The organism is Acinetobacter sp. UNC436CL71CviS28 (genome assembly GCF_000620525.1).
In the GTDB taxonomy this organism is placed as follows: Bacteria; Pseudomonadota; Gammaproteobacteria; order Pseudomonadales; family Moraxellaceae; genus Acinetobacter; species Acinetobacter radioresistens.
Genome location: NZ_JIBB01000042.1, coordinates 1 through 26,688 on the forward strand (window position 1 = coordinate 1; position 26,688 = coordinate 26,688).

The 26,688-nt window shown below is 39.3% G+C and carries 31 protein-coding genes and 1 rRNA gene; 14 read left to right on the top strand and 18 right to left on the bottom strand.

The window, feature by feature from the left end:
• Positions 1 to 160 (bottom strand): 16S ribosomal RNA (locus N518_RS0112935); the annotation flags it as partial.
• A 1,076-nt stretch (positions 161 to 1,236) separates the two neighbouring features.
• Between N518_RS0112935 and cydP the strand changes: the two genes are divergently transcribed.
• From cydP to N518_RS0112960, 5 genes are read left to right on the top strand one after another with little or no spacing between them, the layout of a single operon-like run.
• Positions 1,237 to 1,428 carry a cytochrome oxidase putative small subunit CydP gene (gene cydP, locus N518_RS0112940; RefSeq protein WP_005026050.1) on the top strand — a complete coding sequence of 64 codons (192 nt, stop codon included), beginning with the start codon at positions 1,237 to 1,239 and terminating at the stop codon, positions 1,426 to 1,428.
• Complete coding sequence (locus N518_RS0112945; protein WP_026444364.1) at positions 1,428 to 3,035, top strand: cytochrome ubiquinol oxidase subunit I; 1,608 nt, start codon at positions 1,428 to 1,430, stop codon at positions 3,033 to 3,035. The genes cydP and N518_RS0112945 overlap by 1 nt, the downstream gene beginning before the upstream one ends.
• Positions 3,032 to 4,177, top strand: coding sequence for a cytochrome d ubiquinol oxidase subunit II (cydB, locus tag N518_RS0112950; RefSeq protein ID WP_005026061.1), 1,146 nt, complete (start codon positions 3,032 to 3,034; stop codon positions 4,175 to 4,177). The genes N518_RS0112945 and cydB overlap by 4 nt, the downstream gene beginning before the upstream one ends.
• Before the next feature lie 20 nt (positions 4,178 to 4,197).
• Positions 4,198 to 4,299, top strand: a complete 102-nt coding sequence (gene cydX, locus N518_RS16860; protein WP_000270276.1) for a cytochrome bd-I oxidase subunit CydX — start codon at positions 4,198 to 4,200, stop codon at positions 4,297 to 4,299.
• 4 nt (positions 4,300 to 4,303) lie between these two features.
• Entirely contained in the window at positions 4,304 to 4,600 is a 297-nt protein-coding gene (locus tag N518_RS0112960) for a cyd operon YbgE family protein (RefSeq protein ID WP_005020161.1), read from the top strand.
• A gap of 40 nt (positions 4,601 to 4,640) precedes the next feature.
• On the opposite strand, the gene N518_RS0112965 is transcribed toward N518_RS0112960, so the two are convergent.
• The 3 genes from N518_RS0112965 to ftsY form a co-directional block, all read right to left on the bottom strand.
• Complete coding sequence (locus N518_RS0112965; protein ID WP_005026064.1) at positions 4,641 to 5,297, bottom strand: DUF2057 family protein; 657 nt, start codon at positions 5,295 to 5,297, stop codon at positions 4,641 to 4,643.
• Between the two features lie 203 nt (positions 5,298 to 5,500).
• On the bottom strand, positions 5,501 to 6,094 hold the full coding sequence (locus N518_RS0112970) for a nitroreductase family protein (protein WP_005026066.1): 594 nt from the start codon (positions 6,092 to 6,094) through the stop codon (positions 5,501 to 5,503).
• Positions 6,095 to 6,336: 242 nt separating this feature from the next.
• Positions 6,337 to 7,437: a signal recognition particle-docking protein FtsY gene (ftsY, locus tag N518_RS0112975; RefSeq protein WP_005026067.1), complete on the bottom strand. Its 1,101-nt coding sequence runs from the start codon at positions 7,435 to 7,437 to the stop codon at positions 6,337 to 6,339.
• 246 nt (positions 7,438 to 7,683) lie between these two features.
• Between ftsY and N518_RS0112980 the strand changes: the two genes are divergently transcribed.
• Together N518_RS0112980 and N518_RS0112985 are read left to right on the top strand one after the other, a co-directional pair.
• Positions 7,684 to 9,012 carry a M16 family metallopeptidase gene (locus N518_RS0112980; protein ID WP_016801307.1) on the top strand — a complete coding sequence of 443 codons (1,329 nt, stop codon included), beginning with the start codon at positions 7,684 to 7,686 and terminating at the stop codon, positions 9,010 to 9,012.
• 13 nt (positions 9,013 to 9,025) lie between these two features.
• Positions 9,026 to 10,603 (top strand): M16 family metallopeptidase, encoded by a 1,578-nt coding sequence (locus tag N518_RS0112985; protein ID WP_005020152.1) that lies wholly within the window; start codon positions 9,026 to 9,028, stop codon positions 10,601 to 10,603.
• Here N518_RS0112985 and N518_RS16865 read toward each other — a convergent pair.
• Positions 10,524 to 10,850 carry a hypothetical protein gene (locus N518_RS16865; RefSeq protein WP_005026072.1) on the bottom strand — a complete coding sequence of 109 codons (327 nt, stop codon included), beginning with the start codon at positions 10,848 to 10,850 and terminating at the stop codon, positions 10,524 to 10,526. The two genes, N518_RS0112985 and N518_RS16865, sit on opposite strands and share 80 nt — an antisense overlap.
• A gap of 118 nt (positions 10,851 to 10,968) precedes the next feature.
• Entirely contained in the window at positions 10,969 to 11,373 is a 405-nt protein-coding gene (locus N518_RS0112990; protein ID WP_005020150.1) for a hypothetical protein, read from the bottom strand.
• Positions 11,374 to 11,594: 221 nt separating this feature from the next.
• Between N518_RS0112990 and N518_RS0112995 the strand changes: the two genes are divergently transcribed.
• From N518_RS0112995 to N518_RS0113005, 3 genes are all read left to right on the top strand, one after another.
• A complete protein-coding gene (locus N518_RS0112995) occupies positions 11,595 to 11,828 on the top strand; it encodes a hypothetical protein (protein ID WP_005020149.1) in 234 nt (77 codons plus the stop codon).
• Positions 11,829 to 11,967: 139 nt separating this feature from the next.
• Entirely contained in the window at positions 11,968 to 12,342 is a 375-nt protein-coding gene (locus N518_RS0113000; RefSeq protein WP_005020148.1) for a DUF2750 domain-containing protein, read from the top strand.
• A 152-nt stretch (positions 12,343 to 12,494) separates the two neighbouring features.
• Positions 12,495 to 12,926, top strand: a complete 432-nt coding sequence (locus tag N518_RS0113005) for a CBS domain-containing protein (protein ID WP_026444365.1) — start codon at positions 12,495 to 12,497, stop codon at positions 12,924 to 12,926.
• 76 nt (positions 12,927 to 13,002) lie between these two features.
• Here the strand turns inward: N518_RS0113005 and trpB are convergent, their stop codons facing one another.
• From trpB to N518_RS0113050, 9 genes are all read right to left on the bottom strand, one after another.
• Positions 13,003 to 14,208, bottom strand: coding sequence for a tryptophan synthase subunit beta (trpB, locus tag N518_RS0113010; RefSeq protein ID WP_005020146.1), 1,206 nt, complete (start codon positions 14,206 to 14,208; stop codon positions 13,003 to 13,005).
• Positions 14,209 to 14,246: 38 nt separating this feature from the next.
• Positions 14,247 to 15,434, bottom strand: coding sequence for a vWA domain-containing protein (locus N518_RS0113015; protein WP_005026079.1), 1,188 nt, complete (start codon positions 15,432 to 15,434; stop codon positions 14,247 to 14,249).
• Between the two features lie 12 nt (positions 15,435 to 15,446).
• On the bottom strand, positions 15,447 to 16,298 hold the full coding sequence (locus N518_RS0113020) for an AAA family ATPase (protein ID WP_005020138.1): 852 nt from the start codon (positions 16,296 to 16,298) through the stop codon (positions 15,447 to 15,449).
• A 22-nt stretch (positions 16,299 to 16,320) separates the two neighbouring features.
• On the bottom strand, positions 16,321 to 16,665 hold the full coding sequence (locus tag N518_RS0113025) for a hypothetical protein (RefSeq protein ID WP_016801309.1): 345 nt from the start codon (positions 16,663 to 16,665) through the stop codon (positions 16,321 to 16,323).
• Between the two features lie 34 nt (positions 16,666 to 16,699).
• Positions 16,700 to 17,011, bottom strand: coding sequence for a YcgL domain-containing protein (locus N518_RS0113030; protein ID WP_005020136.1), 312 nt, complete (start codon positions 17,009 to 17,011; stop codon positions 16,700 to 16,702).
• A 128-nt stretch (positions 17,012 to 17,139) separates the two neighbouring features.
• Complete coding sequence (locus tag N518_RS0113035; RefSeq protein ID WP_005026084.1) at positions 17,140 to 18,282, bottom strand: ribonuclease D; 1,143 nt, start codon at positions 18,280 to 18,282, stop codon at positions 17,140 to 17,142.
• Between the two features lie 311 nt (positions 18,283 to 18,593).
• On the bottom strand, positions 18,594 to 19,190 hold the full coding sequence (gene recR / locus N518_RS0113040) for a recombination mediator RecR (RefSeq protein ID WP_005020133.1): 597 nt from the start codon (positions 19,188 to 19,190) through the stop codon (positions 18,594 to 18,596).
• Between the two features lie 13 nt (positions 19,191 to 19,203).
• Positions 19,204 to 19,533: a YbaB/EbfC family nucleoid-associated protein gene (locus tag N518_RS0113045; protein ID WP_005026087.1), complete on the bottom strand. Its 330-nt coding sequence runs from the start codon at positions 19,531 to 19,533 to the stop codon at positions 19,204 to 19,206.
• Between the two features lie 27 nt (positions 19,534 to 19,560).
• The gene (locus tag N518_RS0113050) at positions 19,561 to 20,748 is read right to left on the bottom strand and encodes an O-succinylhomoserine sulfhydrylase (protein WP_005026089.1); all 1,188 of its coding nucleotides are present in this window, start codon (positions 20,746 to 20,748) and stop codon (positions 19,561 to 19,563) included.
• Positions 20,749 to 20,879: 131 nt separating this feature from the next.
• Between N518_RS0113050 and N518_RS0113055 the strand changes: the two genes are divergently transcribed.
• Together N518_RS0113055 and N518_RS0113060 are read left to right on the top strand one after the other, a co-directional pair.
• A complete protein-coding gene (locus N518_RS0113055) occupies positions 20,880 to 21,986 on the top strand; it encodes an alpha/beta fold hydrolase (protein WP_005026090.1) in 1,107 nt (368 codons plus the stop codon).
• On the top strand, positions 21,983 to 22,855 hold the full coding sequence (locus tag N518_RS0113060; protein WP_005026091.1) for an NAD(P)-dependent oxidoreductase: 873 nt from the start codon (positions 21,983 to 21,985) through the stop codon (positions 22,853 to 22,855). The genes N518_RS0113055 and N518_RS0113060 overlap by 4 nt, the downstream gene beginning before the upstream one ends.
• 275 nt (positions 22,856 to 23,130) lie before the next feature.
• On the opposite strand, the gene arsB is transcribed toward N518_RS0113060, so the two are convergent.
• Together arsB and N518_RS0113070 are read right to left on the bottom strand one after the other, a co-directional pair.
• Positions 23,131 to 24,111 carry an ACR3 family arsenite efflux transporter gene (gene arsB, locus N518_RS0113065; RefSeq protein ID WP_051005732.1) on the bottom strand — a complete coding sequence of 327 codons (981 nt, stop codon included), beginning with the start codon at positions 24,109 to 24,111 and terminating at the stop codon, positions 23,131 to 23,133.
• Positions 24,112 to 24,172: 61 nt separating this feature from the next.
• Positions 24,173 to 24,487, bottom strand: coding sequence for a metalloregulator ArsR/SmtB family transcription factor (locus N518_RS0113070; protein ID WP_005026093.1), 315 nt, complete (start codon positions 24,485 to 24,487; stop codon positions 24,173 to 24,175).
• An 85-nt stretch (positions 24,488 to 24,572) separates the two neighbouring features.
• Here N518_RS0113070 and arsC point away from each other — a divergent pair, with 85 nt between their 5' ends.
• The gene (gene arsC, locus N518_RS0113075; protein WP_005026096.1) at positions 24,573 to 25,001 is read left to right on the top strand and encodes an arsenate reductase (glutaredoxin); all 429 of its coding nucleotides are present in this window, start codon (positions 24,573 to 24,575) and stop codon (positions 24,999 to 25,001) included.
• Positions 25,002 to 26,081: 1,080 nt separating this feature from the next.
• On the opposite strand, the gene N518_RS0113085 is transcribed toward arsC, so the two are convergent.
• Positions 26,082 to 26,309, bottom strand: a complete 228-nt coding sequence (locus N518_RS0113085; RefSeq protein ID WP_005020120.1) for a DUF2171 domain-containing protein — start codon at positions 26,307 to 26,309, stop codon at positions 26,082 to 26,084.
• A 148-nt stretch (positions 26,310 to 26,457) separates the two neighbouring features.
• On the opposite strand from N518_RS0113085, the gene N518_RS16870 reads away from it, so the two are divergent.
• A partial coding sequence (locus N518_RS16870) for a helix-turn-helix domain-containing protein (protein WP_155519718.1) occupies positions 26,458 to 26,688 on the top strand: 231 nt, incomplete at its 3' end.

Here is a 26,688-nt window from a genome sequence, read left to right on the forward strand (position 1 = left end):
CTCCTTTCGGAACGTTGTCCCCCACTAATAGGCAGATTCCTAAGCATTACTCACCCGTCCGCCGCTGAATCCAGTAGCAAGCTACCTTCATCCGCTCGACTTGCATGTGTTAAGCCTGCCGCCAGCGTTCAATCTGAGCCATGATCAAACTCTTCAGTTAAAATCATTTGTACCTTATTTATAGACAAGGTACCAATTCTGGCTCATTAATCTTCTGACTAAAAATTTACTCAAATAAACTTCGAGAAATTTCTACCATTCAATCAATGAAAATTATTTCGATCGATCAACCAGTAAAAATCCACACAAGTTGTTCTTCATACTCTCTTAATGATCTTTCTGCTCTTCGTCAGAGACAGAATTAACGCAAATAAGAACCACTACCTTCACCCTTTAGTGAAGATCTTTGTCTTAATCGCGTCGGGATGCAGCGTATTCTATACAGTTTTTAAAACCTTGCAACCCCTATTTCATCACCCTCTTAACGAGTGTCTATTTTTTAAACTAAAAAGTAATTTTAAACTTTTAAATCTAACTCACCTTAAATAGCTCTTAACCAGATTTCTTTCAACTCAAAATAAAGTAGCAATCAATTTAGTGAGTAGTGACCATTTCCTTATTATTAAAAAACTATTTTCTTAATTTCTTACTTAATTATAGCTAATAGTCATTAGGAAATAGCTTTTTACAGCTGATTTTTGTCATAGTTTTACATTTCTCTCTCGCCAATATACATGAAAGTATGTAGCCGCCTTATGCTTTTATATAGGACCTTTTAATTGTTATGAGTATTTAATTTTTTATCTCCTTTATCGCCTGAGTTTTATTCTATGGATATACCAGTAGCTTTTGTATAAGTGTTGACTTACACATATCTAGTATATTGGTTATTTATTAGTTTTGACTTCCTTACTTACAGGATACTGTTAATCCAAACTAAATAATTAATAAATTTTATTTTTAATCCCAAGTTTTTTAATCTACTTTAATTTATAAATACAACTGTTTTAATCTGATTTAATTATTAATTAAACTAAATTAGTCGGAATTATAAAATTCTTAATCTAACCATTTTAGTAAACTTTATTTTTATTAAATAAAAAATTATTTTTTTATTTTCAAATTATTGATTTATAATTATTTAATAATATATTTTTATTTTAACTGTTTTAAGTATTTATTTTTTGTTTTTATTTGGTTAATAATATAGACAGGTATTTAAATAGGCTTATTTCCATGAGCTTAACTCCCAAAAATTTTAACCAGCGTATAGTTAGAGAAATTACACTTATTTTAATAATCAAGATTGTAATTTTAATTACTATTAAGAATATCTGGTTCGATTCTCCAACAATTCCCAAGAACTTTGACACTCAAGTTGCCGAGCATATTGCCGGTACTCCCTCTCAATTTAAGGAGACACGTTGATGATTTCAGAAAGCGTGGTCGATCTCTCGCGGTTTCAGTTTGCCATGACCGCGTTGTATCACTTTATATTTGTACCTCTTACTCTTGGTTTAGCTTTTATTCTTGCCATTATGGAAACCACCTATGTGATTTCTGGCAAAGAAATTTATAAGGATATGACCAAATTCTGGGGAAAACTTTTTGGTATTAACTTTGCCTTAGGTGTAACGACAGGCTTAACCATGGAGTTCCAGTTTGGTACAAACTGGGCGTACTATTCACATTATGTCGGTGATATTTTTGGTGCGCCACTTGCTATTGAAGGTCTGATGGCATTTTTCCTTGAATCGACGTTTATCGGTCTGTTTTTCTTCGGCTGGGACCGACTTTCCAAAGTTCAGCATTTGAGCGTGACCTGGCTGGTGGCGCTCGGTTCCAACATGTCGGCACTTTGGATTTTAGTCGCCAATGGCTGGATGCAGAACCCGGTAGGCGCAGCGTTCAACTTTGAAACCATGCGTATGGAGCTGGTTGATTTCGGCGCACTAATTTTCAACCCTGTAGCCCAGGTTAAGTTTGTTCATACCATATCGTCAGGTTATGTGACTGGTGCGGTTTTCGTTTTAGCCATCTCAAGCTACTACTTGCTCAAAAAACGTGATCTGCCTTTTGCACGGCGCTCTTTCGCCATTGCTGCAATCTTTGGTCTAGCCTCTACACTTTCAGTGATTCTGCTTGGCGATGAGTCAGGTTATGAACTTGGCGATGTACAAAAAACCAAATTAGCTGCAATTGAAGCAGAATGGGAAACTCATCCGGCACCTGCTCCATTTACACTATTTGGTATTCCAAATCAGGAAGAAGAGCGTACTGACTATGCCATCAAAATTCCATATGTGATGGGTATTATTGCAACACGTTCTCTTGATAAAGAAGTAACAGGTCTGAAGGATCTCATGGTTCAACATGAGCTTCGTATCCGTAATGGTATGACTGCATATGCTGAACTTGAAAAACTTCGTGCAGGTGACCGTTCTCCAGAACTCATGGCTTCATTTACAGAAAACCAGAAAGACTTGGGTTACGGACTGCTTCTGAAAAAATATTCACCCAATATTGTAGATGCTTCTGAAGAGCACATCAAAGCAGCAACCAAGGATACAATTCCCAACGTTACTGCCCTGTTCTTCTCGTTCCGTGCCATGGTTGCATCAGGTTTCCTCATGCTACTTCTATTTATTCTTGCAACTTATGCAGTGGCTAAACGCAATGCAGAAAACAAACCTTGGTTGCTTAAATTTGCTCTTTACGGCCTGCCACTGCCTTGGATTGCTACACAAACTGGCTGGTATGTGGCTGAAGGTGGCCGCCAACCGTGGACAATTGGTGAAGTTCTACCTACACACCTCTCTGCTTCAAGCTTAAGCACTGGAGACATTTGGGGTTCAATCCTGGCACTTGCAGCATTCTATACCGTACTTTTAATTATCGAAATGTACTTGATGATTAAATTTGCTCGCTTAGGCCCAAGTTCTTTACATACTGGCAAATACCATTTTGAAAAATCAAATGCCGAGCAAGATGATATTGTTCTTCCACAACACGTATCTGGAGAGGCCCAATCATGATTGAATACGAACTCCTCAAAATAATCTGGTGGGTTTTGGTTGGTGTGCTGCTGATTGGCTTTGCGCTCACCGATGGCTTTGATATGGGCTCCATGGCAATTATGCCATTTGTAGGTAAAAATGATGAAGAACGTCGTGCAGCAATCAATACCATTGCTCCTCACTGGGACGGCAATCAGGTCTGGTTCATTACAGCTGGCGGTGCACTCTTTGCTGCATGGCCAATGGTATATGCAACAGCCTTCTCGGGCATGTACTGGGCATTATTACTCGTACTGTTCGCTCTTTTCTTAAGACCTGTTGGTTTTGACTACCGCTCTAAACTTGAGAATAAAAAATGGCGTAACTCTTGGGACTGGGGTCTAGCTGTTGGTGGTGCAGTTCCTGCTTTAGTTTTCGGTGTTGCCTTCGGTAATATGTTCCTGGGCGTACCATTTACTTTAGATGAAACCGTACGTTCAACTTATACTGGTAGCTTCTTTGCCCTACTTAACCCATTTGCACTAGTTTGCGGTATCGTCAGCTTATCTATGCTAAGTGCGCATGGCGGTGCCTGGTTAATGCTTCGTACTGATGGCGACTTGCATGCACGCTCTGCTAAAGCAACTCAATTGATGGGCGTAGTATTCTTAGTCTGCTTCTTGGGCGCTGGAGCATGGTTATATTTCGGTAATATTGAAGGCTATACTTTAGCTCAACCATTTGACACTAACGCTGTAGCAAACCCTCTTGCCAAAGAAGTGATTACCAATGGCAACCATGGCTGGATGAATAACTACTCAATTTATCCAATCACCATGATGGCACCGATCATGGCAATCTTGGGAAGCCTGATTGTGATTGTAGCTGCTGCGAAAGCCAAAGCTGGTTTAAGCTTCCTGGGCACATCCTTCATGGTGATTGGTGCCATTTTAACAGCTGGTTTTGCGTTGTTCCCATTCCTTATGCCTTCAAGCATCAACCCTGTCGCTAGCTTGACCATGTGGGATGCAGTATCAAGTAAAAATACACTCACTGTAATGACTGTTGCAGCCTGTATTTTTGTTCCAATTATTTTGTGTTACACCACCTGGTGTTATTACAAAATGTGGGGCGTGATTACCAACAAACACATCAAAGCCAATTCACACAGCTTGTACTAAGTTTTATCAGGAGAATGCTTATGTGGTATTTCGCGTGGATTTTAGGAATCTTGATGGCCTGTTTTGCAGGTGTGCTCAGCGCGCTCTATATCGAACATCATCAAAATCTGGATGAGGAGTAATAGCATGGCTGTAGTAATGACAACATCAATGAGGCTTACCGTTCATCGTTTGATTATGGCTGTTTCTTTCCTGTTGGCATTGCCACTTGCAGCCATTATGCTGATCCATCCTGCACTTATGCTGGATCAGCATGGTCAGTATAACCATCGTATGATCATGCTGATTATGTTAGGAATTTCAGGGGGATTTATTTATGGCGTAGGGTTTGTGCCCCGTTTTTGGTTATGGAAATGGTTGTTTAGCCCAGTTATCGCTTGGCCCCTTATGCTACTAGGCTATTATATCTGGCTGCTTCAGTAGTAAATTCTTATTTTAAAAAGGCCTCATCTTGAGGTCTTTTTTATTGCGCCTGTTCGGCTATCCAATTCATAAAACTTTGCCGCTCTGCTTTAGAAGCTTTTTTCCAGAGTTCAATTAACTGCTGATCTGTTTGAGTGTTTCTACTGGTCATAGCAGTTTTTACTGTATCTACAATTGAAGCAGTATAAGTAGGCTCAGGCTGATGAACTGATGGCTTTATCTGCTTTTGGGTCAAATCAAAACTGCGTCCTAGCAAACCGCTACCTAACCAAGGTTTAGCTTCAGTATTTGCACCGGTCTGTTGCACGACCAGTTCATTTTTGCTGTTATATAAAGCCACTGTTGGCTGAGCTGCATATATTTTTGCTGCTTCAAAAGACTGGGGTGGATTTACCAATGCCAAAGTATAAGTTTCACCATCTTTTAGATCTGGTGTCTGAACGGTTACCACACCTGATTTCAGAATGTCATGTTCGCCATTTAAATGTTGAAAGAACTGCCTATAGCGTATGCTTAAACTTGCCTTGCCTGCATCAATTTCATACGTACTTTCTTGTGAACGTAGAAAGTTATTTTTTACTTCCTGATCATTTACTGCCAATACATCAATAACTTCTGGCGCTGCAATAGTTACTGCAGCATATGCGACATTTCCTAGTGAAAATATTAAAGCTGCAATGAACAACCTTGAAAGCATAATAGGTACTCTACATGTTATATCTAAATTCTAGCTGCACTATGCTATGCATTTATGACTATTTTATGACATCTTGAACCTTAGATTTTAATTTTGATTAAATTATTAAATGCTAAGTTTTTCTTTTAATTTATTAAGAATGATCTATATGTTTAAAATAAAAAAAGAGTACCTACAGGTACTCTTTTTCAATTTTAGAAAGTTTAGTTAAATGTCTTAAAGCGTGCTGCGTCATCCATAAAAGTTTTTTCACCTGCCGGAGCCTCAATTGAACCAAATACCAGTTGAGCGCGTAATTTCCAGCTTGCCGGAATACCAAAAGTTTGGGCGACTTCTTCATCTACAATTGGATTATAATGCTGTAGTGAAGCTCCAATACCCTGTTCAGATAAAGCCGTCCAGACAGCAAACTGCGCAATTGCAGTAGAATGTTCTGACCACACTGGAAAATTATCTGCATAGGCGGCAAATTGTTCCTGCAAGCCTTTAACTACATCCTGATCTTCATAAAATAAAACTGTGCCATAACCTGCTGCAAAACTGCTGATTTTCCCATCAGTTGCTGCAAATGCTTCAGCCGGTACGATTTTACGTAAAGTCTCGCGTACAATTTCCCAGAATTTGGTATGAGATTCGCCAAACAGAATCGCAGCACGGGAAGACTGTGAGTTGAATGAAGATGGACTGTGCTTGATTGCCTCACGAATTGTTTCTTCGATTTTTGCCTGGTTTACGTTGACATTATTACCAATTGCATAAATTGTACGACGATTTTTAACGTGATTCATAAATGACATAATTTTAGTCCTTTCTGTACTTTAAAGACAGATAATCTGTTGTTTGTTAAAATCAGTTTATAAGAATCCGGGAATAACGTCAGCCTTAAATCAATAACATAGTGTTTTATTTTTGGAACAATACTTTAAAAATTTCTTAAATTTCTTTATTTCTGACTCTAAAATAAAGCAGATTTATTATTTTATACTTTAAAAAATGAAGAACTCCGCATTTAGCGGAGTTCTTTAAGATATAAGCCAGATCACTTATCAGTTTCAAATAAAGCAGCAACAAAAGCTTTGGCAGAGAATGGACGCAAGTCATCAATTTTTTCGCCTACCCCGATAAATCGGATTGGTACATGAGTACGACTTGCAATATTAAACAGCACACCACCTTTAGCAGTACCATCAAGTTTGGTAATAGTTAAACCGGTTAAACCAACAGCTTCATCAAACATTTGCACCTGATTAATAGCATTCTGGCCTGTACCAGCATCAACAACCAGCATAATTTCATGTGGAGCTGTCGCATCAATTTTCTGCATAACACGCTTAACTTTTTTAAGCTCTTCCATCAAATTACTTTTATTGTGCAAACGTCCTGCAGTATCGGCGATTAGCACATCAATTCCTTTAGCACGAGCACTTTCGAAAGCATCAAAAATAACTGATGCACTATCGGCACCGTGTCCCTGCGCAACCACCTGAACATCATTACGCTCCCCCCAGATTTGCAACTGTTCAGTTGCAGCCGCACGGAAAGTATCGCCCGCAGCCAGCATAACTTTCTTGCCTTCTCCCTGTAAGCGCTTAGCCAGCTTACCAATCGTGGTGGTTTTACCTACACCATTTACACCTACCACTAAAATCACATAAGGATTTTTATTCGGGTCAATATGTAAGGGTTTAACACGCGGCGCAAGCAAGGCAACCAGTTCTTCTTGTAAAGCTTTATAAAGTGAATGTGAGTAAATCAAATCACCCCGAGCAGTCCGCTCAGTCAAATTATTAATAATTGTCTTGGTTGCTTCTACACCAATATCGGCAACCAGTAATTGCTCTTCAACCTCTTCAAGCAACTCATCATCAATTTCCTTACCCCCGATCAGGATATTGACCATTCCATCTGCCAAGTTCTTACGGGTTTTAGTCAGCCCCTGTTTCATCCGGCTAAAAAAACTGCCTTTAGATTTCTCTTCATCTGCCTCTACACTCTGAATACTGGCAGTGACAGGTTGTTCTTGTTTTGGAGTATCAATAATGGGAACGTCAACAGCAGGTAAGCTAGGTAAAGTGACATCGTCATCCCCGATATCAGAATCAATCAAGAATTTATTTTGCACATTAGATTGCTGTTGCATGCCGATTCCTTGAAAAGCATCGCGTTAAAAAAGAAAGAGTTTAGCATAGATTCCTGACCGCGCATGATGCTTAGGCTAAGTCTCAACCAAAACTCAACAACTATGGCTTGCGTTAAAGCCCTGTTTTTTGAACAATAGAACAAAATTATACATACTTGACCGGAAATAATAGTGTCTCAAGTTACACGACAGTTCAAAAAACATCTTAAATCTATCTCTCCTTTTCTTTTTATATCTTTAAGCATTATGGCTGGTACAGTGGTGATATCTACAACCCTACAGGCTCAAACCACGACTGAACTTTCCAGAACAACTGTAGAAACCTCATTAAGCAACGGTTTAAAAGTTATTATTCGAGAGGACCATCGTTCACCTGTAGTAATGACCCAAATCTGGTATGGGGTCGGCAGTAGTGATGAGTCTGGTAATCTGCTAGGTATATCACATGCTTTAGAACATATGATGTTTAAGGGAACAACCAAAGTACCTCATAATGAGTTTACCCGTTTAAGCCGCATTTATGGCGGTAGTGTTAATGCCTCAACCTTTACCAATTATACCAACTATTATCAGCTTTATCCGAAAAGCTATTTACCACTCGCACTGGAACTTGAAGCTGACCGTATGACTAACCTGGTGCTTAAACAGGAAGACTTTGAGCCAGAAATTAAAGTCATCATGGAAGAGCGCCGGTTACGTACTGATGATAATCCACGAACTTTGGCTTTTGAACGATTTAAATGGATTACCTATCCTACAAGTCATTATCGCCAGCCCGTAATTGGCTATATGAAAAATCTGCAGAATATTCAGTTAAATGACCTGAAGAACTGGTATCACAACTGGTATACCCCTAACAATGCTATTTTAATTATAGTGGGCGATGTAAATGTGGAAGCAACTTTAAAGCAGGTAGAAAAATATTTTGGGTCAATTCCTGCACGTAAAACACCAGAACGTAATGATGTCATCGAATTTGACCGCCCAGGTTATCGACATATGGAGCTTTCTCTTCCGGTCCAAATTAATAACCTGTATATGGCTTGGAATGTCCGTTCATTAAAAACTGCCAAAAATCCTCAGGATGCCTATGCCCTTACCATTATTCAGTCCCTACTTGATGGCAGTATTTCTTCACGTTTACAGAACCGGCTGGTAAGGGATAAAAAAATACTGACTGCTGTCAGTGCAAGTTATGATCCTTATAACCGCGGAGATACTCTTTTTAATATTACAGCCTTACCTGCAGATGGAGTCAGTTTCCAAGAGGCACAAGAAGCCATACAGAAAGAACTGGATCAGCTCAAAACTGAGGCGGTGAATTCCAATGAACTGGAACGTGTAATTACACAATTCGTATCTAGTTTAATTTACAGTCAAGATGATATCGCTGGGCAAGCTAAAATGATCGGGAATCTGGAGATTAATGGCTTAAGTTATCGCTTACTGGATAAACTGCCACAGCACTATGAAACAGTGACGCCACAAGATATACAGCGAGTTGCAAATGCCTATTTTGTCCGTGAAAATCTGAGTACGCTTTATTTATCTCCGCTTCCTCAAGATTCAAAATAAAGAAAGGATTGCTATGATTCATCTACGTATGCCTTTATTAATGGCCAGCCTTTCTCTAAGTTTGTCGGCAATTGCTGAAGTCAATTTACAGGAAGCTGACTTTGAGCAGGATAATAGTAAACTATATTCTCTTTCTACCTTACAAAGCTTACGCAGCATTTCTAAGAAGCAGGAATATCAGGCACCTTATGTACATGATCTGACAAATCGCTATAAGGTCCGTAGTCTGTTCGTCGAATCACAAGATTTACCTATCATAGATATACAACTCACCTTTAATGCAGGTTCGGCAAGAGATGAAAGTATAGAAAAAGGATTATACGGATTAGCAAATATGACAGCTAATCTGCTAGATGAAGGCACAGAGTTTTATACTGCGCAAGAGGTTGCAAATACTTTTGAGCGTCTTGGTGCGCAGTTCAGTATAAATGCCTATCGCGATATGTTTATTGTACGCTTGCGGGTTTTATCAGATCCAAAAAAGCTTGAACCAGCTTTAGCAATGATGATTCATCTATTGAATCACTCCAGTTTTAATAATTCAGGCATTAAGCTGATTTTAAACAATACCCAGGCAGGTCAGAAACAGGTTCAAGAGAATCCAGGCAGAATGCGGGATGTACGTTTCTATCGGAGTTTGTATGGGACTCATCCTTATGCAGAACCCACTCCAGGTACCCAGCGTAGTATTAGTAAAATCACCACTAAACACCTGAGAGCTTTTAGAGACACTTTTTTAGTAGCACAGAATATGAATATTGCTATTACGGGTAAACTCAATCAGCGGGAAGCGCTTAAACTTTCTGAACGTATTGCAGGAAATTTACCACAAGGTCAAAGAGCTCCAACACTTCCTGTTCCGGAAGAGCACAACGGTTTTAATATTCAACATATTCCATTTAATTCATCACAGGCTCATGTCAGCATGGGCCAACTGGGCATTACCCGTTTTGATCCAGACAGACTCGCCCTAGAAGTTGCTAACCAGATGCTGGGAGGAAGCGGCTTTAACTCGCTACTGATGCGTGAGTTAAGGGTAAAACGTGGTTATACCTATGGCGCTTATAGCACAATAAACTCAACTCAAGCCCGTGGTGTCTTTAATATTAGCTACTCCACCCGTCAAGACCAGCTGCTAGACAGTATCCGGGTTGCGCACAAAACGCTGCTTGATTTTGTTCAACAGCCACTTGACCAGAAACAGCTAGAAGAAACTAAAGCAGGCATATTACGCGCATTTCCAATGAATTTCAGCAGTAATGCCAGCATGAATGCACAGTTAGGTGCTATCGGGTTTTATGGTCTACCTGCCAATTATCTGACTCAATATTCCAAACAGCTGGCTAATCTGACCACCAAGGATGTAGAAAAGGCCGTAAAATTACATTTAAATCCTGAAAATCTGACTTTAGTTATTGTGAGTGAAACCTTGGACAAACAGGCTATACAGAGCATTTTAGAGCAAAACCTGAATTCACAGATAACATCGCCTGCGGCTTCTAAACCTATACCTAGCGCAAATCCTCTGCCGCCTGTGCCGGATAATGCTTCACCTGTGTCTGTTCAAACTGATACGCCCGCATCAATTTAAGATAATAGATGCGCTGAATCTTTTTAGTTTGTAATAGTTCAAGAGCCATTTTCTGAGTTTTGGGATGAACAGCCTGTTTTGAAAGTATTAAAATATTTTGATATTGGTTGGTGGCAACAGGTCGAGATAGACCAATACAAACCATTAAAAAAATTAGGCCCATAACAAGCAGTACAAAAATATCATAGATACGATCTAGTGTTAGAACTGCTTTAATTTTCTGGAAACTATGTGGAAATATGAGCATAACCTACCTCGAATAACAGGTAGTTTAAAGTGCTCGCAGGTAAAAGTACAAGTAAAGTGGTCTAATAATAGCGCAAGCTGTATATTATTAGACCGGTTCACTATTTGCATATCAATGCTCAGTAAAAGACTACCCGGATTACCGTGTAGTAGAGCACAGCAGCAACAATCGCCATTACTACAAATATTGCAAAAATACCGACTCCACGTTCTGAATCTGCCGGATGCAGGTCGTCTTCATCTGCAATACGTAAAAGTTCTCCATTATAAATTGAGTAAAAGCGTACACGGTCATCATATTCATACTGCCGAGTAAAATCATAAACATGCTTGCGCTGTTTCAAACAAAAATTCCCCAAATGTACGTTCTGATCTAATGATGCCGCATCCAGATTACGCCGATGAGCATGTGCCAGTGCGACAATTTGCTGCTCAGTTGGAGGATAGTCAAAATGCAAACCATCAAGGGTATTATATCTTTCATTACTGACAGTTGAAGTATCCGCTATTATTGTGGAAGCCATAATTATTGTCCTCTTATTTATCTAATTTTCTTTTTCATTCTAATAAAAACATTTTTTGTTTAATGTTTAAACATGTAAGCTTGAAAAACAGAATCTTTACCCAATATGTACATTGACAAGTTAAGACTAATGTAATATTAGTTTCACATAGATTTGTTATTTTAATATTAAGACAATTTGTCTTTTATATTCGCAATCATAATTACAATAAGGAGTTTACTATGATTCAAAATATCTCTCATCATGACTTAGAACATGTGTACGCTAATGCTGTAAATACAATACAGTCTCAAATGAATTTTAGCGAGGCTGTACAGCAGCTAGAAGAAGTTGCTCGTGCAGGTCATGGTAAAGCGGCCCTTTTCCTTGCCGAGCTTTATTACCAGGGTTTCCGTGTAGAACGGGATTCCTTAAAAGCTCAGTACTGGCAAAAGATGGCCACGATGCAGGCTTAACAAAACGTCACCTAGGTGGCGTTTTTTAATACCTTAAAATAATAATTTCTTACCGAATATACCTAAAGCTTAAACTGTACTTTCATAATTAAACCTTACAATAGGCCTGACTTCGAAATTCTTATAGCCATGAATGATCATGAATACTTATAGCCAACTTCAACCTGCTTCTAAAGAACTTATAATTAAACTCTCTATTTTAAAAACAATGATGTATTGTGGTGTGGTCTGGGGCCTTTATAATGATGGCTGGGCAATCAAATCAGACCAGGAAGACTATGTCTTTCCTTTCTGGCTTAATGGTGTGCAGGCACACCGTTATGCTCAGGTACATTGGCCAAACTATACGCCACGCCGTATTACTCCGAAAGACTTTCAGAAATCACTATTACCGACATTAACTCGTCTGAATGTTACACCAGCACTATTTAACTCATCTAACCGTAAGTTTAAACTTTCTGCCAATCAGATGTGTCATTTTTTCTTTAGTGAATTAAACTGTGATGCACTTTAAAAAAGTGAATTCATAAGATAAGCTTGCTGAAACCTGTATATCTCGATATACATTTTCAGCATTTTTTAACGAGATTATTTTAAACTCTTTGCATTTTCTAAAAATCAGGCTAAGTTAAATTAAAACGATAAGTAATACCAAGGAATCATTATATGACTACTGTCTCTCAGGTTCTTCACAATAAAACAGAAAAAGCCATTTTTACTATTTCACCAGAAGCTACTATACTTGAAGCGATTTCACTTATGGCCAACAAGGGAATCGGTGCATTAATCGTAACTGATGAACAGCGTGTCGTTGGAATTTTGTCTGAGCGCGATTACACCCGTAAAGTTGCATTAATGGAACGCTCTTCCTATAACACCACAGTGAGTGAAATTATGACCAATAAGGTTTTAACCGTGGGTCTTAATAATACTGTAGAAGATTGTCTTCAACTGATGACTGACCGCCATTTGCGACATTTACCCGTGCTTGAAGACGAGCGGCTGGTAGGTTTGATTTCAATCGGTGATCTGGTCAAAGCTGCAATGGAAGACCAGCGTCTGATGATTGATCAGTTACAGCAATACATTTCAGGTTAAATTTAGAACTTTTAACAACCCTTAATTAAACAGGTATACATAAAGATACCTGTTTAATTATCTTAAAATGTAAAGATTAGAGACCCAGTTTTGCTGCCACATAATCTGAATCTTTATCACCCCGGCCAGAAAGGTTTACAATAATCCGAATCTCTTTAGGCATTTTAGGTGCCTCACGAATTGCCCATGCAACTGCATGAGAGCTTTCAAGTGCAGGTACAATCCCTTCCACGCGCGATAACGTCATAAAGGCAGCCAGACACTCCTCATCACTGGCGGTAGCGTACTCTACTCGACCAATATCCTTGAGGTAACTATGCTGTGGCCCTACTCCAGGATAATCCAGCCCTGAGGCTATAGAGTGAACAGGTAGTGGCTCACCATGCTCATCTTCCAGCACATAACAGGCCATACCATGTAGTTTGCTTGGTTTACCAAGTGTTAGAGATGCTGAATGCATAGGAGTATCTAAACCATGACCAGCCGGCTCAACTCCGACTAATTTAACATCCCGGTCATTTAAAAATGCACTAAATGCACCAATTGCATTAGAGCCGCCGCCTACACAGGCAACAATATAATCTGGATTACTTCCAAAACGCTCATGGGTTTGCTCTTTAATTTCCTTTCCAATAACAGACTGAAAATCACGGACCATTTTAGGAAATGGATGAGGACCGACAACAGAACCAATCGCATAAATAAAGTGATCAGGGTCTTTTAAATATTCTTCAAAAGCACTATCCACTGCATCTTTAAGAGTAGCAGTACCACGCGTTACTGAGACCAGTTTTGCTCCCAGAATTTTCATTTTTACAACATTTGGATGTTCTTTTTCAATATCTACCTGCCCCATGTGAATTTCACAAGGAATACCCACCAATGCACAGGCAGTTGCCAAGGCCACGCCATGTTGCCCGGCTCCAGTCTCGGCAATAACTTTGGTTTTACCCATATATTTGGCCAGTAATGCCTCACCCAGACAATGATTAATTTTATGGGCACCAGTATGGTTCAGATCTTCACGTTTCAGATAGATTTGTGCCCCGCCTAATTGATCAGACAGTCGCTTCGCATGAAATAATGGACTTGGACGGCCAACATAATGTGCAAAAAGATCAGCCAGCTCTTGCTGAAACTCTGGAGTATGGCGTATTTCTTCATAAGCCAGATTAATCTGATCCATAGCCTGTTTTAAATGTGGTGGAATAAACTGGCCCCCATATTCACCAAAGAACCCCTGTTCATCCGGTAAAGCTACGCCATTGATTTGATGATTCATAATAAGTTCCAGCTTGTATACATTTTTAAACAGGGAGATTAACGTGCCAGATAGCGGGTCATCTCTTCAATTCCTTTAAGCGTCATTGGATACATGTGATCTTCAAAAATTTCCTTAATCATGGCTATAGTCTGAGTATAATGCCAATAACTTTCCTGCTCCGGGTTCAGCCAAGCTGTTTTATCGAAGTGCTGACGCAGGCGTCTTAGCCACACTTCACCCGCTTCATCATTCATGTATTCAACTGATCCGCCAACCGATCTGAGTTCGTAAGGTGCCATGCTGGCATCGCCAACTACAATTACACGATAATCTCTGGCATAAGTATTAAACAGCTCTTGCGTTTCCATACGGGTTGAGGAACGCCGATAGTTATCTTTCCAGACATAGTCATACAGGCAGTTATGGAAATAAAAATATTCCAATGTTTTAAATTCGGTACGTGCGGCGCTGAACAGTTTTTCACATTCACTGATATGGGCATCCATAGAACCACCCACGTCGAACAGCATCAATACTTTAACCCGGTTACGACGCTCTGGTACCATCTGTACATCCAGAATCCCCTGCTTGGCTGTCTCACGAATAGTACCGTCAATATCTAACTCTTCGGCAGCACCGGTACGGGCAAACTTACGTAAACGACGTAATGCCAGCTGCATCTGCCGCGAACCAAGGATCTGCTCATCATCAAGGTTCTTGTATTTGCGCTGTTCCCACACTTTAACTGCTGAGCGCTTTCGCCCCGGCCCTCCGATACGGACTCCCTCAGGATGATCACCGTAAGCACCAAACGGAGAAGTACCCCCTGTACCAATCATCCGGTTGCCACCCTGATGTTTTTTATGCTGTTCACGCAAGCGCTCTTCAAGCATTTTCATCAGCTCCTCAAGTGAGCCTGCTTTCTTGAGTTCTTCGCGCTGTTCAGGAGTAAGATGTTTTTCAAGCAGCTCCAGATCAAACCAGTCTTTTGGCAGTTTATGAACCTGTTTTAACAACTCATCCAGATCAATACTTTCGATCCCATCAAAATAGTCCTTCATGGCACGGTCAAACTTGTCAAAAAATCGTTCATCCTTGACCAAGATCATCCGTGCCAGCTGATAAAAAACTTCTTCATCAGCAAAGACTAACCCTTGCGCAACTGCCTGATTTAAATCGATCAGCTCCCGGGTAGTCACCGGTATTCCATATTTGCGTAATGTATAAAACAGCCGCACGAACATAGCAGGAGCCTCTTAACGTCGTGACATAAAAGCAAGACGCTCAAGAAGCTGCACATCCTGTTCATTTTTGATCAGGGCACCGTATAAAGGCGGAATTGCCTTAGACTTATCATGATGTCGCAAAATATCTTCTGGCATTTCATCAGCCATCAGCAGGCTCAACCAGTCAATCAGTTCAGAAGTTGAAGGTGGTTTTTTCAAGCTTGGTATCTGGCGTAGCTTGAAAAATATCTGCAAGGCTTCACTGACCAGAGTAGCCGAAATATTTGGAAAATGGACATTGATAATAGCCCGCATGGTAGCTTCATCCGGGAACTCAATATAGTGAAAAAAGCATCGACGTAAAAATGCATCTGGTAATTCTTTTTCGTTATTTGAAGTAATAATCACAATCGGACGCTGAATTGCTGTGACTGTCTCACCCGTTTCATATACGAAAAATGACATTTTATCAATTTCATGCAACAGGTCATTTGGAAATTCGATATCTGCTTTATCAATCTCATCAATCAGCAGTACACAGCGTTCTTCACTGGTAAATGCTTCCCACAGTTTCCCAGGCTTAATATAATTTGCAATATCGTATACCCGGTCATCACCAAGCTGACTGTCACGCAGACGCGATACCGCATCATATTCATATAATCCCTGCTGCGCTTTAGTGGTCGACTTGATGTGCCAGGTGATCAACTTTAAACCCAGACTCGCTGCTACCTGCTCTGCAAGCAAGGTTTTGCCTGTTCCTGGCTCTCCTTTAACCAGTAACGGCTTTTGCAGAATACGGGCCGCATTTACTGCAAGTTTAAGGCTTTCAGTGGCAATATATTGCTCTGTACCAGAAAATTTTTGAGAATCCAAAGACATAATTAAACCTTATTTTTATTACTTAAAGTGGCGAAGTCTTTTTGGGTGCCGTATAACGTGTCCACAGATACCCGATTAGCAGGCCAAGCGCAATTACAAACAAAATAGCCGCCAGATTGGACCAGACAAGCGGGTACTCTTTAGTGAGTACACCAAAGATCAGCCCAAAGGTTGCTGGCGCAATGGAAGCATTTGGCCCTTCTGAAACAGTCGGGGTGACCAGAATTGCAAAAACGATAATCCAGCTAATTGCTCCAACCGGCGCTAGAATACGTCTTGCGATATTAGTCCAGCACCATAAAATAATTAATGTACCAAGACCATAAACTGTTACAGCGATGCTATCTTCAGGAATTGAATCGAGCATCGAAAGTAAACTGTTCCAAACTCCTGAAAATTGATCAAGCACCACGCAAGCCCTCTGGTTCTACTGCATTAGGGTTAATTAAACCTTCTGGAGGCATTTGAATAAAAAAGCCTTTGGTTTGTAGGGAATCGAGTACATGTAATACATTTACCCGAGCCAGACGGCGTGTTTCAGATAGTTCAAGATGCATTACAAAAGTAGCCCGCCCAAAAGCATGACGTAATACTTCAGGCACTATCTCAAGCGGATCAAGTTCCGAAGAGTCAGACTCGGCTGAATAATCAGGACGTGCAATATAAAGGTACATCTCATCTTTCTTACTAGATCTATAAATATCACAATGCATTTTTGAAACAGAACTCATAAAACTCAAATCAAAGCATACATGAAAAAGACGACGGTTACATTAGCCATCATTAACGCATCAGTCGTGTTTTTACTTAAATATGCCGCTCTTCGTCAATTCATATTTAGTTAATTTGTTACTTTCATCTGGGTCGATAAATAGCTTTCATCCTGTTGTAAAATCTGGATAAGCGGCTTGGTTAATATTTCATAGCGCCAACCCAGCAGATAGTCTGGCAAATTCTGCTCATCTCCATGAAAGACGACATGCTGATATAAAGAATTCATCCATTTTTTACGCAGTAGAACCTCTTTGGGTACTTTAGTCTCTTCAACAACTGTTTGAATCAGGTTATCTACCTGCTCGGCAGTAGTTTTTGAGGCCTGTTTGATGGGACGAGCCATACGTAATGGCCACTCTTCTGCTTTAGGCAAAAATTTCAGCAAGTCCAGAATAACTTTTCCATATTCACGTACCACACCGGCACGAATATCTTTAATACTTGCCAGCTGGAAATTATTACGTGGATTTTTCTCGACCAAATCAATCATGGTTGAGTTGCGTAGAATAAAGCTACGAGGCTGGTTAAGTGCCTTAACCATTTGCTCACGCCACACACTTAAATGTTGAAGCTGCATAAGCTGGCGACGTGTATGCCGGTAATTGCCCACATCCTGATACAGTAAATGTAGGGGTGTTTCCTCAGCAATTTCTTGGGTCAGGTGCTTACAGTCTTCAAGTACACACTCATACAGGTTTTTCTGCTTAAGTTCAGTTTTAATCTGTTCGGCTAACTGTCCCAAGTACAACACATCATTTGCTGCATAATGTAGCTGTTCATCCGTCAGTGGTCGAGCTAGCCAGTCAGAACGGGTTTGATCTTTTTCAATATCAATATCAAGCACAAGTTTTAAAGCATTCTGATAACTTACCTGTAAACCTTGGCCTAAAAAAGACAAGCCAACTTGAGTATCAAATACATTGCTTAGGCTATAAGGGCCAGCATAATGATAAATCAGATCAATATCTTCACTACAGGCATGAAAAATATTTTGCTGGGCCCGATAAACTTTTTTCCAGAAAGCTGTAAGGTCTAAAGTTGTACCATCCAGTAAAAATATCTGCTCTGCAATATTAATCTGGAAAACACCGAGTTTAGGCCAAAAGGTATCGACTTTAATAAATTCAGTATCAAGTGCATAAACCGGATGTTGATCCATGAGGTAGAGCACTTTTTCTAAATCAGTTTGCTGTTCGATAAACTGAAACATAGGAGCTCAACAGTAATTTTTTGTTCATATTAACAAGTTAGGGTTATTTTATATATAGGTTTCTACTATTAGTCTTTTGTCTAAATCTTTATTAATTCAATGTTTTTAAATAGAATTAATACGTATTAACTATTTTCTAATCAATTTGATTGGTTATATTTTAGATGATTTTTTATATTTACTTTGGAATTAGCCTTATTTAGCAGTGAGTTTTTTTATATTGTCATAGTTATATCTATTTTCCAGTGACAGAATGTACGACAAAATGCAGTTTTTTTACCATTACAAATAAAATAAGCACTTATAAGTGCTTATTTTATTCGCATCCGATTGTGTAAAGCTTGGCTTAACGTATGGCTATCTACATATTCGAGTTCACCACCCTGAGGTACCCCTTGGGCAATTCGAGTTAGATGCAAAGGCAAATGTTTGGTAGCTTCAGCCAAATAATGAGCTGTCGCCTGGCCTTCTACTGTAGCGTTGGTCGCCAGAATAACTTCTGTAATATGACCTTCACTCAAACGCCGGACTAGATAAGGTATACCAATCTCTTCTGGACCAATCCCATCAAGTGGAGATAAGTGACCACCAAGGACATGATATTTACCTTTAAAACTGCCACTTTGCTCTATTGCCATGACATCGGCTGGTGATTCCACTACACAGAGCTGCTGCTCGTCACGTTCAGAAGATGCACATATATCACACACTTCATTTTCTGTCAGTGAATGACAGACTTTACATTCATGAATATAGGAAGTTGCCTCATTTAGAGCATGAGCCAGTCCTGATGCACCTTCCCGATTTTTCATAAGCAGATGCAATGCCATACGCTGAGCCGATTTCGGCCCAACGCTAGGTAAAATTCGCAATGCCTGTACAAGCTGATCAAAGCGTTCACTGAACACGTAATATTAATCCTTAAAATAATCCGGCCAGGCCTGGTGGTAAGCCCATACCACTATTGGCACTCTTCATTTTTTCTTCAGAAATTGCTTCTGCCTGACGGGCAGCGTCATTAATCGCAGCAGCGATCAGGTCTTCGATCATATCCGGTTCATCCTGTAAAAGGTCCGGATTAATTTCAATACGCTTTACTACATTACGGCATGTCATGCTTACTTTTACCAGCCCACCACCCGCTTCTGCATGTACTTCCATCTGGGCTAGCTCTTCTTTGGCTTTTTTCAGATTACTTTCTACATCCTTCTGCATACGCTGGGCTTGCTGCATCAACATATTAATATTCATTATTACTCTCCAAAAAAATTTAAATGGCTAAATTAAATCTAAACCGCGCGATAAATCGCGAATAATATCATCAATGTCTTCAAGGCCGACAGAAACCCGGATCAAGCCTTCGCGGATACCTGCTGCTTCTTTCGCCTCTGCTGACAATTTACCATGCGTGGTAGTCGCCGGATGAGTAATAGTAGACTTGGTATCGCCCAGATTACCGGTAATAGAAATAAATTGGGTCTGATCAATGACTTTCCAAGCCCCTTCTCGTCCTTTTTTTACCTCAAAAGAAACAATCCCACCAAAACCACTTTGCTGCTTGGCTGCCAGTTCATGGCCTATATGTTCAGGCAGGCCGGCATAATAGACTTTTTCAACTTTTGGATGCTGTTTTAACCATTCAGCCAGTTTTTGAGCACTGGCCGTATGAGCTCTCATACGCAGGTTTAATGTCTCAAGGCCCTTTAAAAAGATCCAGGCATTAAAAGGACTCATTGATGGCCCTAAAGTACGCACCATACCGAAAACGTCTTCAAGCAGTTGATGACCGCCAACCACTGCACCACCTAAAGCACGTCCCTGACCATCAAGATACTTGGTAGCAGAATAAATCACCAGGTCAGCACCGAATTTTAAAGGCTGTTGTAAAACCGGAGTACAAAAACTGTTATCAATCGCCAGTAGAGCACCATTGCTATGCGCAATATCTGCCAGAGACTGAATATCAGCGATCTCGGCCAGTGGGTTAGAAGGTGATTCTACAAAAAGCAGTCGTGTTTCAGGACGTAATGCAGCTTTCCAGGCACTTGTATCTGTTAAATCAACGAAGTCTACCGTTACACCAAACTTGGCAACATATTTTTCAAACAGCGATACAGTAGAACCAAATACCGCACGTGAACAGATGACATGATCACCTGCCTTTAGATAAGACATGACTACAGCCAGTATTGCCGCCATACCCGAACTAGTAGCAACGGCACGTTCTGCGCCCTCTAATGCAGCAAGACGTTTTTCAAACATAGAAACTGTCGGGTTAGTGAAGCGCGAGTAGATATTACCTGGAATCTGACCCGAGAATTTTGCTGCTGCTTCCTCAGCATTGGCATAAACAAATGAAGAGGTCAGGAAGATTGGTTCGCCATGTTCGCCTTCAAAACTGCGTGTATGGCCAGTGCGAATAGCTAAAGTGTCAATTTGATAATCTGGTTCGTCTGGTTGGTTCATGTCTGACTCAGTCCGCAAGACTGCCCTTGATAGAAATTGCCAACATTTTGAGCGTCGAGAGTATTTCTGGTCAAGGTAAAATGCATAATTATCGCTTAGTCTTCATACAAATCTTTTGAAATGAGAAATGAATGCCAAAAATGTTTACCTTAAAAGCCAGAATTCGACAGCAGAAGACCAGATTTTTTCATCTTTCACGCCGTGTACTTAACCCCGAGTCATTGGTTCTTTCCCAATCCACACCCTTTCAGGTAATCAGCAAGTATCATGGCAGCCAGCTGCGTTATTATGCTGCCGCTCATAAACGCTACAAGGAGCCATTAGTTTTTGTAGCACCGCTGGCAGTCAATATGGCGATTTATGATCTATATCCTTACCGTTCTTTAGTACAGCATTTTCAGCTGCAAGGTTTTGATGTTTATCTGGTTGATTGGGGAAGCTTCACATTTCAGGACCGATATCGCGATTTTCTATTTTTTATTGATGATTGCTTGCCGCACTATATTAAAACTGTCTGTGAACATTCGCAGAGTGAAAAAATTTCCCTGCATGGCTGGAGTATGGGGGGTATTTTTGCTTTACTCTACAGTGCCTTGGCGAAACAGAGTCATGTTAAAAATCTGATTATTTTAGGTAGCCCAATTGACAGTTACGCTTCGGGTCGGATTGGCAGGCTATTTGAAACAGTAAATCAGCTACTTACCAGACATGCAAAAATCAGGCACAGTATTGAAAATATTCCTGAGGGGCTGATCCATACACCAGGTTTTATCAATGCCTTGGGGTTTAAAATAATTGATCCGGCGGGCTGGTTAAACAGCTGTATTCAGTTATTTAAATATATAGACAATGAAAAATTTCTGCGAGAACACACTACGGTGCAGACATTTTTAAATCATATGAATGATTATCCTGGGGCAATCAATAAAGATATGATTTTTAAAGTCTGGCTTAAAAATCCACTGAAAACAGGAATTATTCATTTAAAAGATCAGTTAATTGACTTAAAAAATATTGAGTCCTCATTACTATTAGGTGCCGGCACCACAGATCAGATTGTGACAGAAGCAGCTATTCAACCCCTTAGCCAATTGACAAATAGTGCAGATGTTTCGTTTACTGCTATTCCTGGAGGGCACATCGGTTTAATGTCAAGCCAGGCAAGTGCCAATGAATTCTGGCCAAAATTGACCGAATGGCTGGTACAACGCTCATCAAGAATAAAGGATACATTATGATTCAAACTGTGGCATTTATTGGTCTTGGAGCAATGGGCTACCGCATGGCTGCACATCTACCCAAACATTTTGATACTGTTTATGTCTGGAATCGCAGCTTTGAAAAGGCTGAACAGCATGCAACTGAGTACGGTACACAGGCAATAGATCTACATCAGGCGGTACAGGCAGATATTATCTTTTCCTGTTTACCTACCAGCCAGGATGTGAAGCAGCTTATTGACTCATTAAATATTAAAGCTGGCGCTATATGGATAGACTGTACAAGTGGTGTTCCTGCAGCAGCAAAAGAGCTGGCAATGAGTTTAAAACAAAAGGACATCGAATTTTTAGATGCGCCTGTCAGTGGTCAAACTATTGGTGCCGAAAATGCCACTTTAACCATAATGGTTGGAGGCGATGCTGCAGTATTTGATCGTGCCCTGCCAGCTATGCAGACCTTTGGCAAGCTGATTAAACATGTAGGTGACTCAGGGGCTGGGTTTGCTGTGAAAGCAGTGAATAATATGTTACTTGCAGTGAACTTATGGTCAGTAGCTGAAGGTTTTACGACTTTAAAAGCCCATGGTGTCAATCTGAATCAGGCCCTTGAATGTATTAATGCCTCAAGTGGTAAAAGTGGCATCACTGAAACGGCACTGCCCGCACGAATATTAAACCGTAGTTTCCCGTTAACCTTTGCTTTACCTTTGCTTGCAAAGGATACAGGAATAGCACTAGATCTGGTTAATGAAGCAAAGTTACCTGCCCCACTTCTTGCGCTCACACAAAGTCTGATTCAGGCAGCAAATCTGACAGCAGAGCCCGATAGTGATTTTTCCGCTGCTGTAAAAATGTATGAAGCCTGGACCAAGATTATTTTAGAATAATTTTATTTTCCTAAAGCAAAGCTTCATAAAAATGATATAACTTTTGGTGTAAATAAGGCATAACTTATAAATATAACGTGATAAAAAGCCCCTTTTTCGGGGCTTTTTATTGTCTTTAATTTTTATTCATCTTTAAAAATTTTTTAGACTTATATATCTAATGGTTCTTCATTATTTTCCACAACTCGAGAATAATAATTTATATCTCACAGTAATCCTTACTTACTTAATTAATATCAAGTAAAGCTAATTTCAGATTAAGAAATTCAGAATAATTATTTTTCTTTAAAGCAGGTTTTCTTCAGCCATAGTGAAACACTCACCAGTATAATGAGCACTGGTACTTCAACCAGAGGACCAATTACGGTAGTAAACGCCACGGGTGACGCCAAGCCGAAAGTTGCAATTGCAACAGCTAATGCTAATTCGAAGTTATTTCCCGCAGCTGTAAAAGAAATGGCTGTGGTTTTTGGATAATCATTTCCCATCCATTTGCTCATAAAGAAGCTGATAAAGAACATTAATATAAAATAAATGATCAGAGGAATTGCAATCCGCAAAACATCCAGCGGCAAGCTCACCACATCATTTCCTTTCAAACTAAACATTGCCACAATTGTGAACAATAGAGCCAGTAAACTCATTGGGCTGATCTTTGGCAAAAAGATATTTCGATACCAAGCTAAACCTTTGGCCCGAACTAGAAGAAAGCGAGTCATAAAACCAAGAAAAAATGGAATACCTAAATACACGAGTACCGCATGTGTGATAGTCCAAAAATCAACATTGATCACTTGCCCCGCAATACCAAAATAAGGTGGCAAAAAAGTCAAAAACAACCAGGCATAAGTACTGAAGAATAGGATTTGAAAAATGCTATTAAATGCGACTAAGGCCGCAACGTATTGATTATCGCCACAAGCTAGGCCGTTCCACACCAAAACCATTGCAATACATCGTGCCAGACCAATCAGAATCAATCCTGTCATATATTCAGGATAGTGAGGTAAAAAGATAACCGCTAAAACAAACATTAAAACTGGTGCAATAACCCAGTTCTGAACTAGAGATAAAATTAGCGTTTTCTTGTCTTTAAATACCTCTGGCAAAGCTGCATAATCGACTTTGGCTAAAGGTGGATACATCATCAGAATTAAACCAATAGCTATTGGAATATTGATTGAATCTATACTTAACTTATCTAAGTTCACAGAGACTTGCGGAAAAAACACTCCTATAGCTATGCCTAGCGCCATAGCAATAAAAATCCAAAGTGTAAGATTACGATCCAGAAATGATATTTTAGCAGGCACAATATTACTCTTCACAATAGTCCGGAATATTTGAAGTTAAGGGATTAAGTATCGGGTTTAATGCTATTATTTTTAAAATATCATGTGCCCAATTTGGTAAATCAGGGTTCAGGCGATAATATACCCACTGCCCTTTACGCTGATCCAGTAGTATTCCCAAGTTTCTAAGCAGGGCTAAATGACGAGAGATTTTTGGCTGACTTAATTTTAATTGTGCCGTAAATTCACATACACATACGTTTTCTCTGTTCATAACTAATTTTAAAATATTTAAACGTGTTGAATCAGCAAGGCATTTAAAAAAATCTGTCTGTTCCATCTTTTGAAATCTCAAATATTTACTATTGCGAATATACGTATATCCATATATAAAGGCAAACAATACTAAAGAGATCGAGTAACCTATGTCTCAATCAATCAAAATTTATCATAATCCGGAATGTGGAACTTCTAGAAATACATTAGCCCTAATCCGTAATACAGGGCAAGAGCCTGTAATTATTGAGTACTTAAAGACTCCACCTTTAAAAGCAGAGTTAATTCAATTAATCAAGAATTCCGGGCTAACTGTACGTGAAGCCATACGCAAGAATGTAGCACCCTACAAAGAGCTAGACTTAGATAAATTACATTGGACAGATGAGCAATTAATCACCTTGATGCTTGAATATCCTATTTTAATTAACCGGCCTTTTGTCGTCACAGAACTTGGAACCAGACTATGTAGGCCTTCAGAAATAGTGCTAGATATACTGTCCGCACCTCAACGTAAGGCATTTAGTAAAGAAGATGGTGAATTAATAATTGATCAAAATGGCAAAAGAGTGAGATAAAATTCAAGTTCAATATAATAAACCAAAGTGAATACTTAATTTTTCACAAGGGGCTCTTCAGAGGAAAATGTTATTGAGCGAATTCCACTTTCTCAAGAATAATTTTGTCATCCGGTCCCACTTTTACAAAGGTAAAATTCTTGCCTGTGCTCATTTTATCAGGATAAAAAGAGGCTTTTGCAATTCTTTTTATATCATCGTTTTTGCCGAAAAAATTATTCCGGGTATTGTATGTCCAGTAGAAAAAACAGCTCATACCTATAAATAAAGTTATTAAAATCCTTATATGCATCTGAATGAGCCTTATATAGTAGTAATTCGCAGTGACTTTATTAAGTAATTTGCTTTTATACTTATACGTTAAAAATATAAAGAGTAAAAGAAATTTATATCACTGATATATAAATAATTCTGTTTTATAATTTCTATTTCCTTTATCGGTTTTTAAATAATATTTCCCTTTATTCTTAACTTTAGTGCCGGACTATAAATACATATTTATCAGTTATAGCCCATGTACCTATAAAGATCAGTAATTTTTCTGGCGATATAATATTCACATACATCACTATAAGAATGACTTTCGATATTTATTAATAAATACTTAGGTTCTGCTTTCCTAGCTTTTTTATTTCTTTTTGCAGTTTGCCTGTAGTTTCAAAGCTGCTGAAAACCAGATTATCTTTATCGTTCAAAAAAGATATTAACAACGCAACTGTTAGATAGAGGTAGCTTTACAAGATACTATAATAGTTAATATACCTTCCGGGCCAAAGCTGGTCAGTGATTAAAATTTAGGATCTCGAGTACAAGTGATTTAGCTTATATCAATATTTTTGCGCCGGGCAATAAACCAGAAGAATCAGAAGCTATACTTATAAGTAATACAGTAAACTGCCAGCAAATGGTCAGTACAGATTTACCAGATAGTAAATACCGCACGTCAAAGTAGAAAAGTAGAAAAGTAGAAAAGTAGAAAAGTAGATTTCGGGCTGGATCTACAAATTTTGAATAAATAAATTTAAAAAAACATAGTATTGCCTATGCAATACTATGTTTGACTTACTAAGAATCGACCCTTTACTGAAGAGTCTTCCACTGCTGGTGAACCTCTTCAGCATTCTTATTGAGATGAACTTCACCATTTTCTGCTTTGGCAACCCAGCTTAACGGGATGACATGGTGCTCATTATTTTCATCATCACTACGAGTCAATTTAATTGAATCTTGGCCTTCTAAATGATCTACCTTTCCAACTTGAGTTCCACAAGAAGCTATTACTACGTCATGTTCATTAATATTTTGCATTGTTAAGCCTTATTATTTAATTCAAGGGAAAAACCACGGCAGAGTAAAACTTGAAGTGCGACATAAACCACCTAATTAATTTAAAGGGTTTATGGAGTATATAAAATTGTCATACCATCATCTTAACTTTGAAGATCGTACTGCATTAATGCTTGAGTCAAGAAAAGAAGGCTTTTCAGCCAGAAAATTTGCTGAACTCATTAAAAGACATCCTAGTACGATCTATCGTGAGCTTAAAAGAAATAGCATCAATGACGTTTATCAAGCTCGATATGCTTCTGATAACACCTTCGCTAGACGTAGACGTGGTCACAGAAAACTCAAAATCGATTCAATCCTCTGGAAATTTATTGTTGAAGCGATCCGTTGTTTATGGTCT

Coding starts and splice junctions, on each gene's coding strand:
- cydP (WP_005026050.1), top strand. CDS start 1,237: ATGAGCTTAACTCCCAAAAATTTTAACCAGCGTATAGTTAGAGAAATT.
- N518_RS0112945 (WP_026444364.1), top strand. CDS start 1,428: ATGATTTCAGAAAGCGTGGTCGATCTCTCGCGGTTTCAGTTTGCCATG.
- cydB (WP_005026061.1), top strand. CDS start 3,032: ATGATTGAATACGAACTCCTCAAAATAATCTGGTGGGTTTTGGTTGGT.
- cydX (WP_000270276.1), top strand. CDS start 4,198: ATGTGGTATTTCGCGTGGATTTTAGGAATCTTGATGGCCTGTTTTGCA.
- N518_RS0112960 (WP_005020161.1), top strand. CDS start 4,304: ATGGCTGTAGTAATGACAACATCAATGAGGCTTACCGTTCATCGTTTG.
- N518_RS0112965 (WP_005026064.1), bottom strand. CDS start 5,297: ATGCTTTCAAGGTTGTTCATTGCAGCTTTAATATTTTCACTAGGAAAT.
- N518_RS0112970 (WP_005026066.1), bottom strand. CDS start 6,094: ATGTCATTTATGAATCACGTTAAAAATCGTCGTACAATTTATGCAATT.
- ftsY (WP_005026067.1), bottom strand. CDS start 7,437: ATGCAACAGCAATCTAATGTGCAAAATAAATTCTTGATTGATTCTGAT.
- N518_RS0112980 (WP_016801307.1), top strand. CDS start 7,684: ATGGCTGGTACAGTGGTGATATCTACAACCCTACAGGCTCAAACCACG.
- N518_RS0112985 (WP_005020152.1), top strand. CDS start 9,026: ATGATTCATCTACGTATGCCTTTATTAATGGCCAGCCTTTCTCTAAGT.
- N518_RS16865 (WP_005026072.1), bottom strand. CDS start 10,850: ATGCTCATATTTCCACATAGTTTCCAGAAAATTAAAGCAGTTCTAACA.
- N518_RS0112990 (WP_005020150.1), bottom strand. CDS start 11,373: ATGGCTTCCACAATAATAGCGGATACTTCAACTGTCAGTAATGAAAGA.
- N518_RS0112995 (WP_005020149.1), top strand. CDS start 11,595: ATGATTCAAAATATCTCTCATCATGACTTAGAACATGTGTACGCTAAT.
- N518_RS0113000 (WP_005020148.1), top strand. CDS start 11,968: ATGAATACTTATAGCCAACTTCAACCTGCTTCTAAAGAACTTATAATT.
- N518_RS0113005 (WP_026444365.1), top strand. CDS start 12,495: ATGACTACTGTCTCTCAGGTTCTTCACAATAAAACAGAAAAAGCCATT.
- trpB (WP_005020146.1), bottom strand. CDS start 14,208: ATGAATCATCAAATCAATGGCGTAGCTTTACCGGATGAACAGGGGTTC.
- N518_RS0113015 (WP_005026079.1), bottom strand. CDS start 15,434: ATGTTCGTGCGGCTGTTTTATACATTACGCAAATATGGAATACCGGTG.
- N518_RS0113020 (WP_005020138.1), bottom strand. CDS start 16,298: ATGTCTTTGGATTCTCAAAAATTTTCTGGTACAGAGCAATATATTGCC.
- N518_RS0113025 (WP_016801309.1), bottom strand. CDS start 16,665: ATGCTCGATTCAATTCCTGAAGATAGCATCGCTGTAACAGTTTATGGT.
- N518_RS0113030 (WP_005020136.1), bottom strand. CDS start 17,011: ATGCATTGTGATATTTATAGATCTAGTAAGAAAGATGAGATGTACCTT.
- N518_RS0113035 (WP_005026084.1), bottom strand. CDS start 18,282: ATGTTTCAGTTTATCGAACAGCAAACTGATTTAGAAAAAGTGCTCTAC.
- N518_RS0113045 (WP_005026087.1), bottom strand. CDS start 19,533: ATGAATATTAATATGTTGATGCAGCAAGCCCAGCGTATGCAGAAGGAT.
- N518_RS0113050 (WP_005026089.1), bottom strand. CDS start 20,748: ATGAACCAACCAGACGAACCAGATTATCAAATTGACACTTTAGCTATT.
- N518_RS0113055 (WP_005026090.1), top strand. CDS start 20,880: ATGCCAAAAATGTTTACCTTAAAAGCCAGAATTCGACAGCAGAAGACC.
- N518_RS0113060 (WP_005026091.1), top strand. CDS start 21,983: ATGATTCAAACTGTGGCATTTATTGGTCTTGGAGCAATGGGCTACCGC.
- arsB (WP_051005732.1), bottom strand. CDS start 24,111: ATGGCGCTAGGCATAGCTATAGGAGTGTTTTTTCCGCAAGTCTCTGTG.
- N518_RS0113070 (WP_005026093.1), bottom strand. CDS start 24,487: ATGGAACAGACAGATTTTTTTAAATGCCTTGCTGATTCAACACGTTTA.
- arsC (WP_005026096.1), top strand. CDS start 24,573: ATGTCTCAATCAATCAAAATTTATCATAATCCGGAATGTGGAACTTCT.
- N518_RS0113085 (WP_005020120.1), bottom strand. CDS start 26,309: ATGCAAAATATTAATGAACATGACGTAGTAATAGCTTCTTGTGGAACT.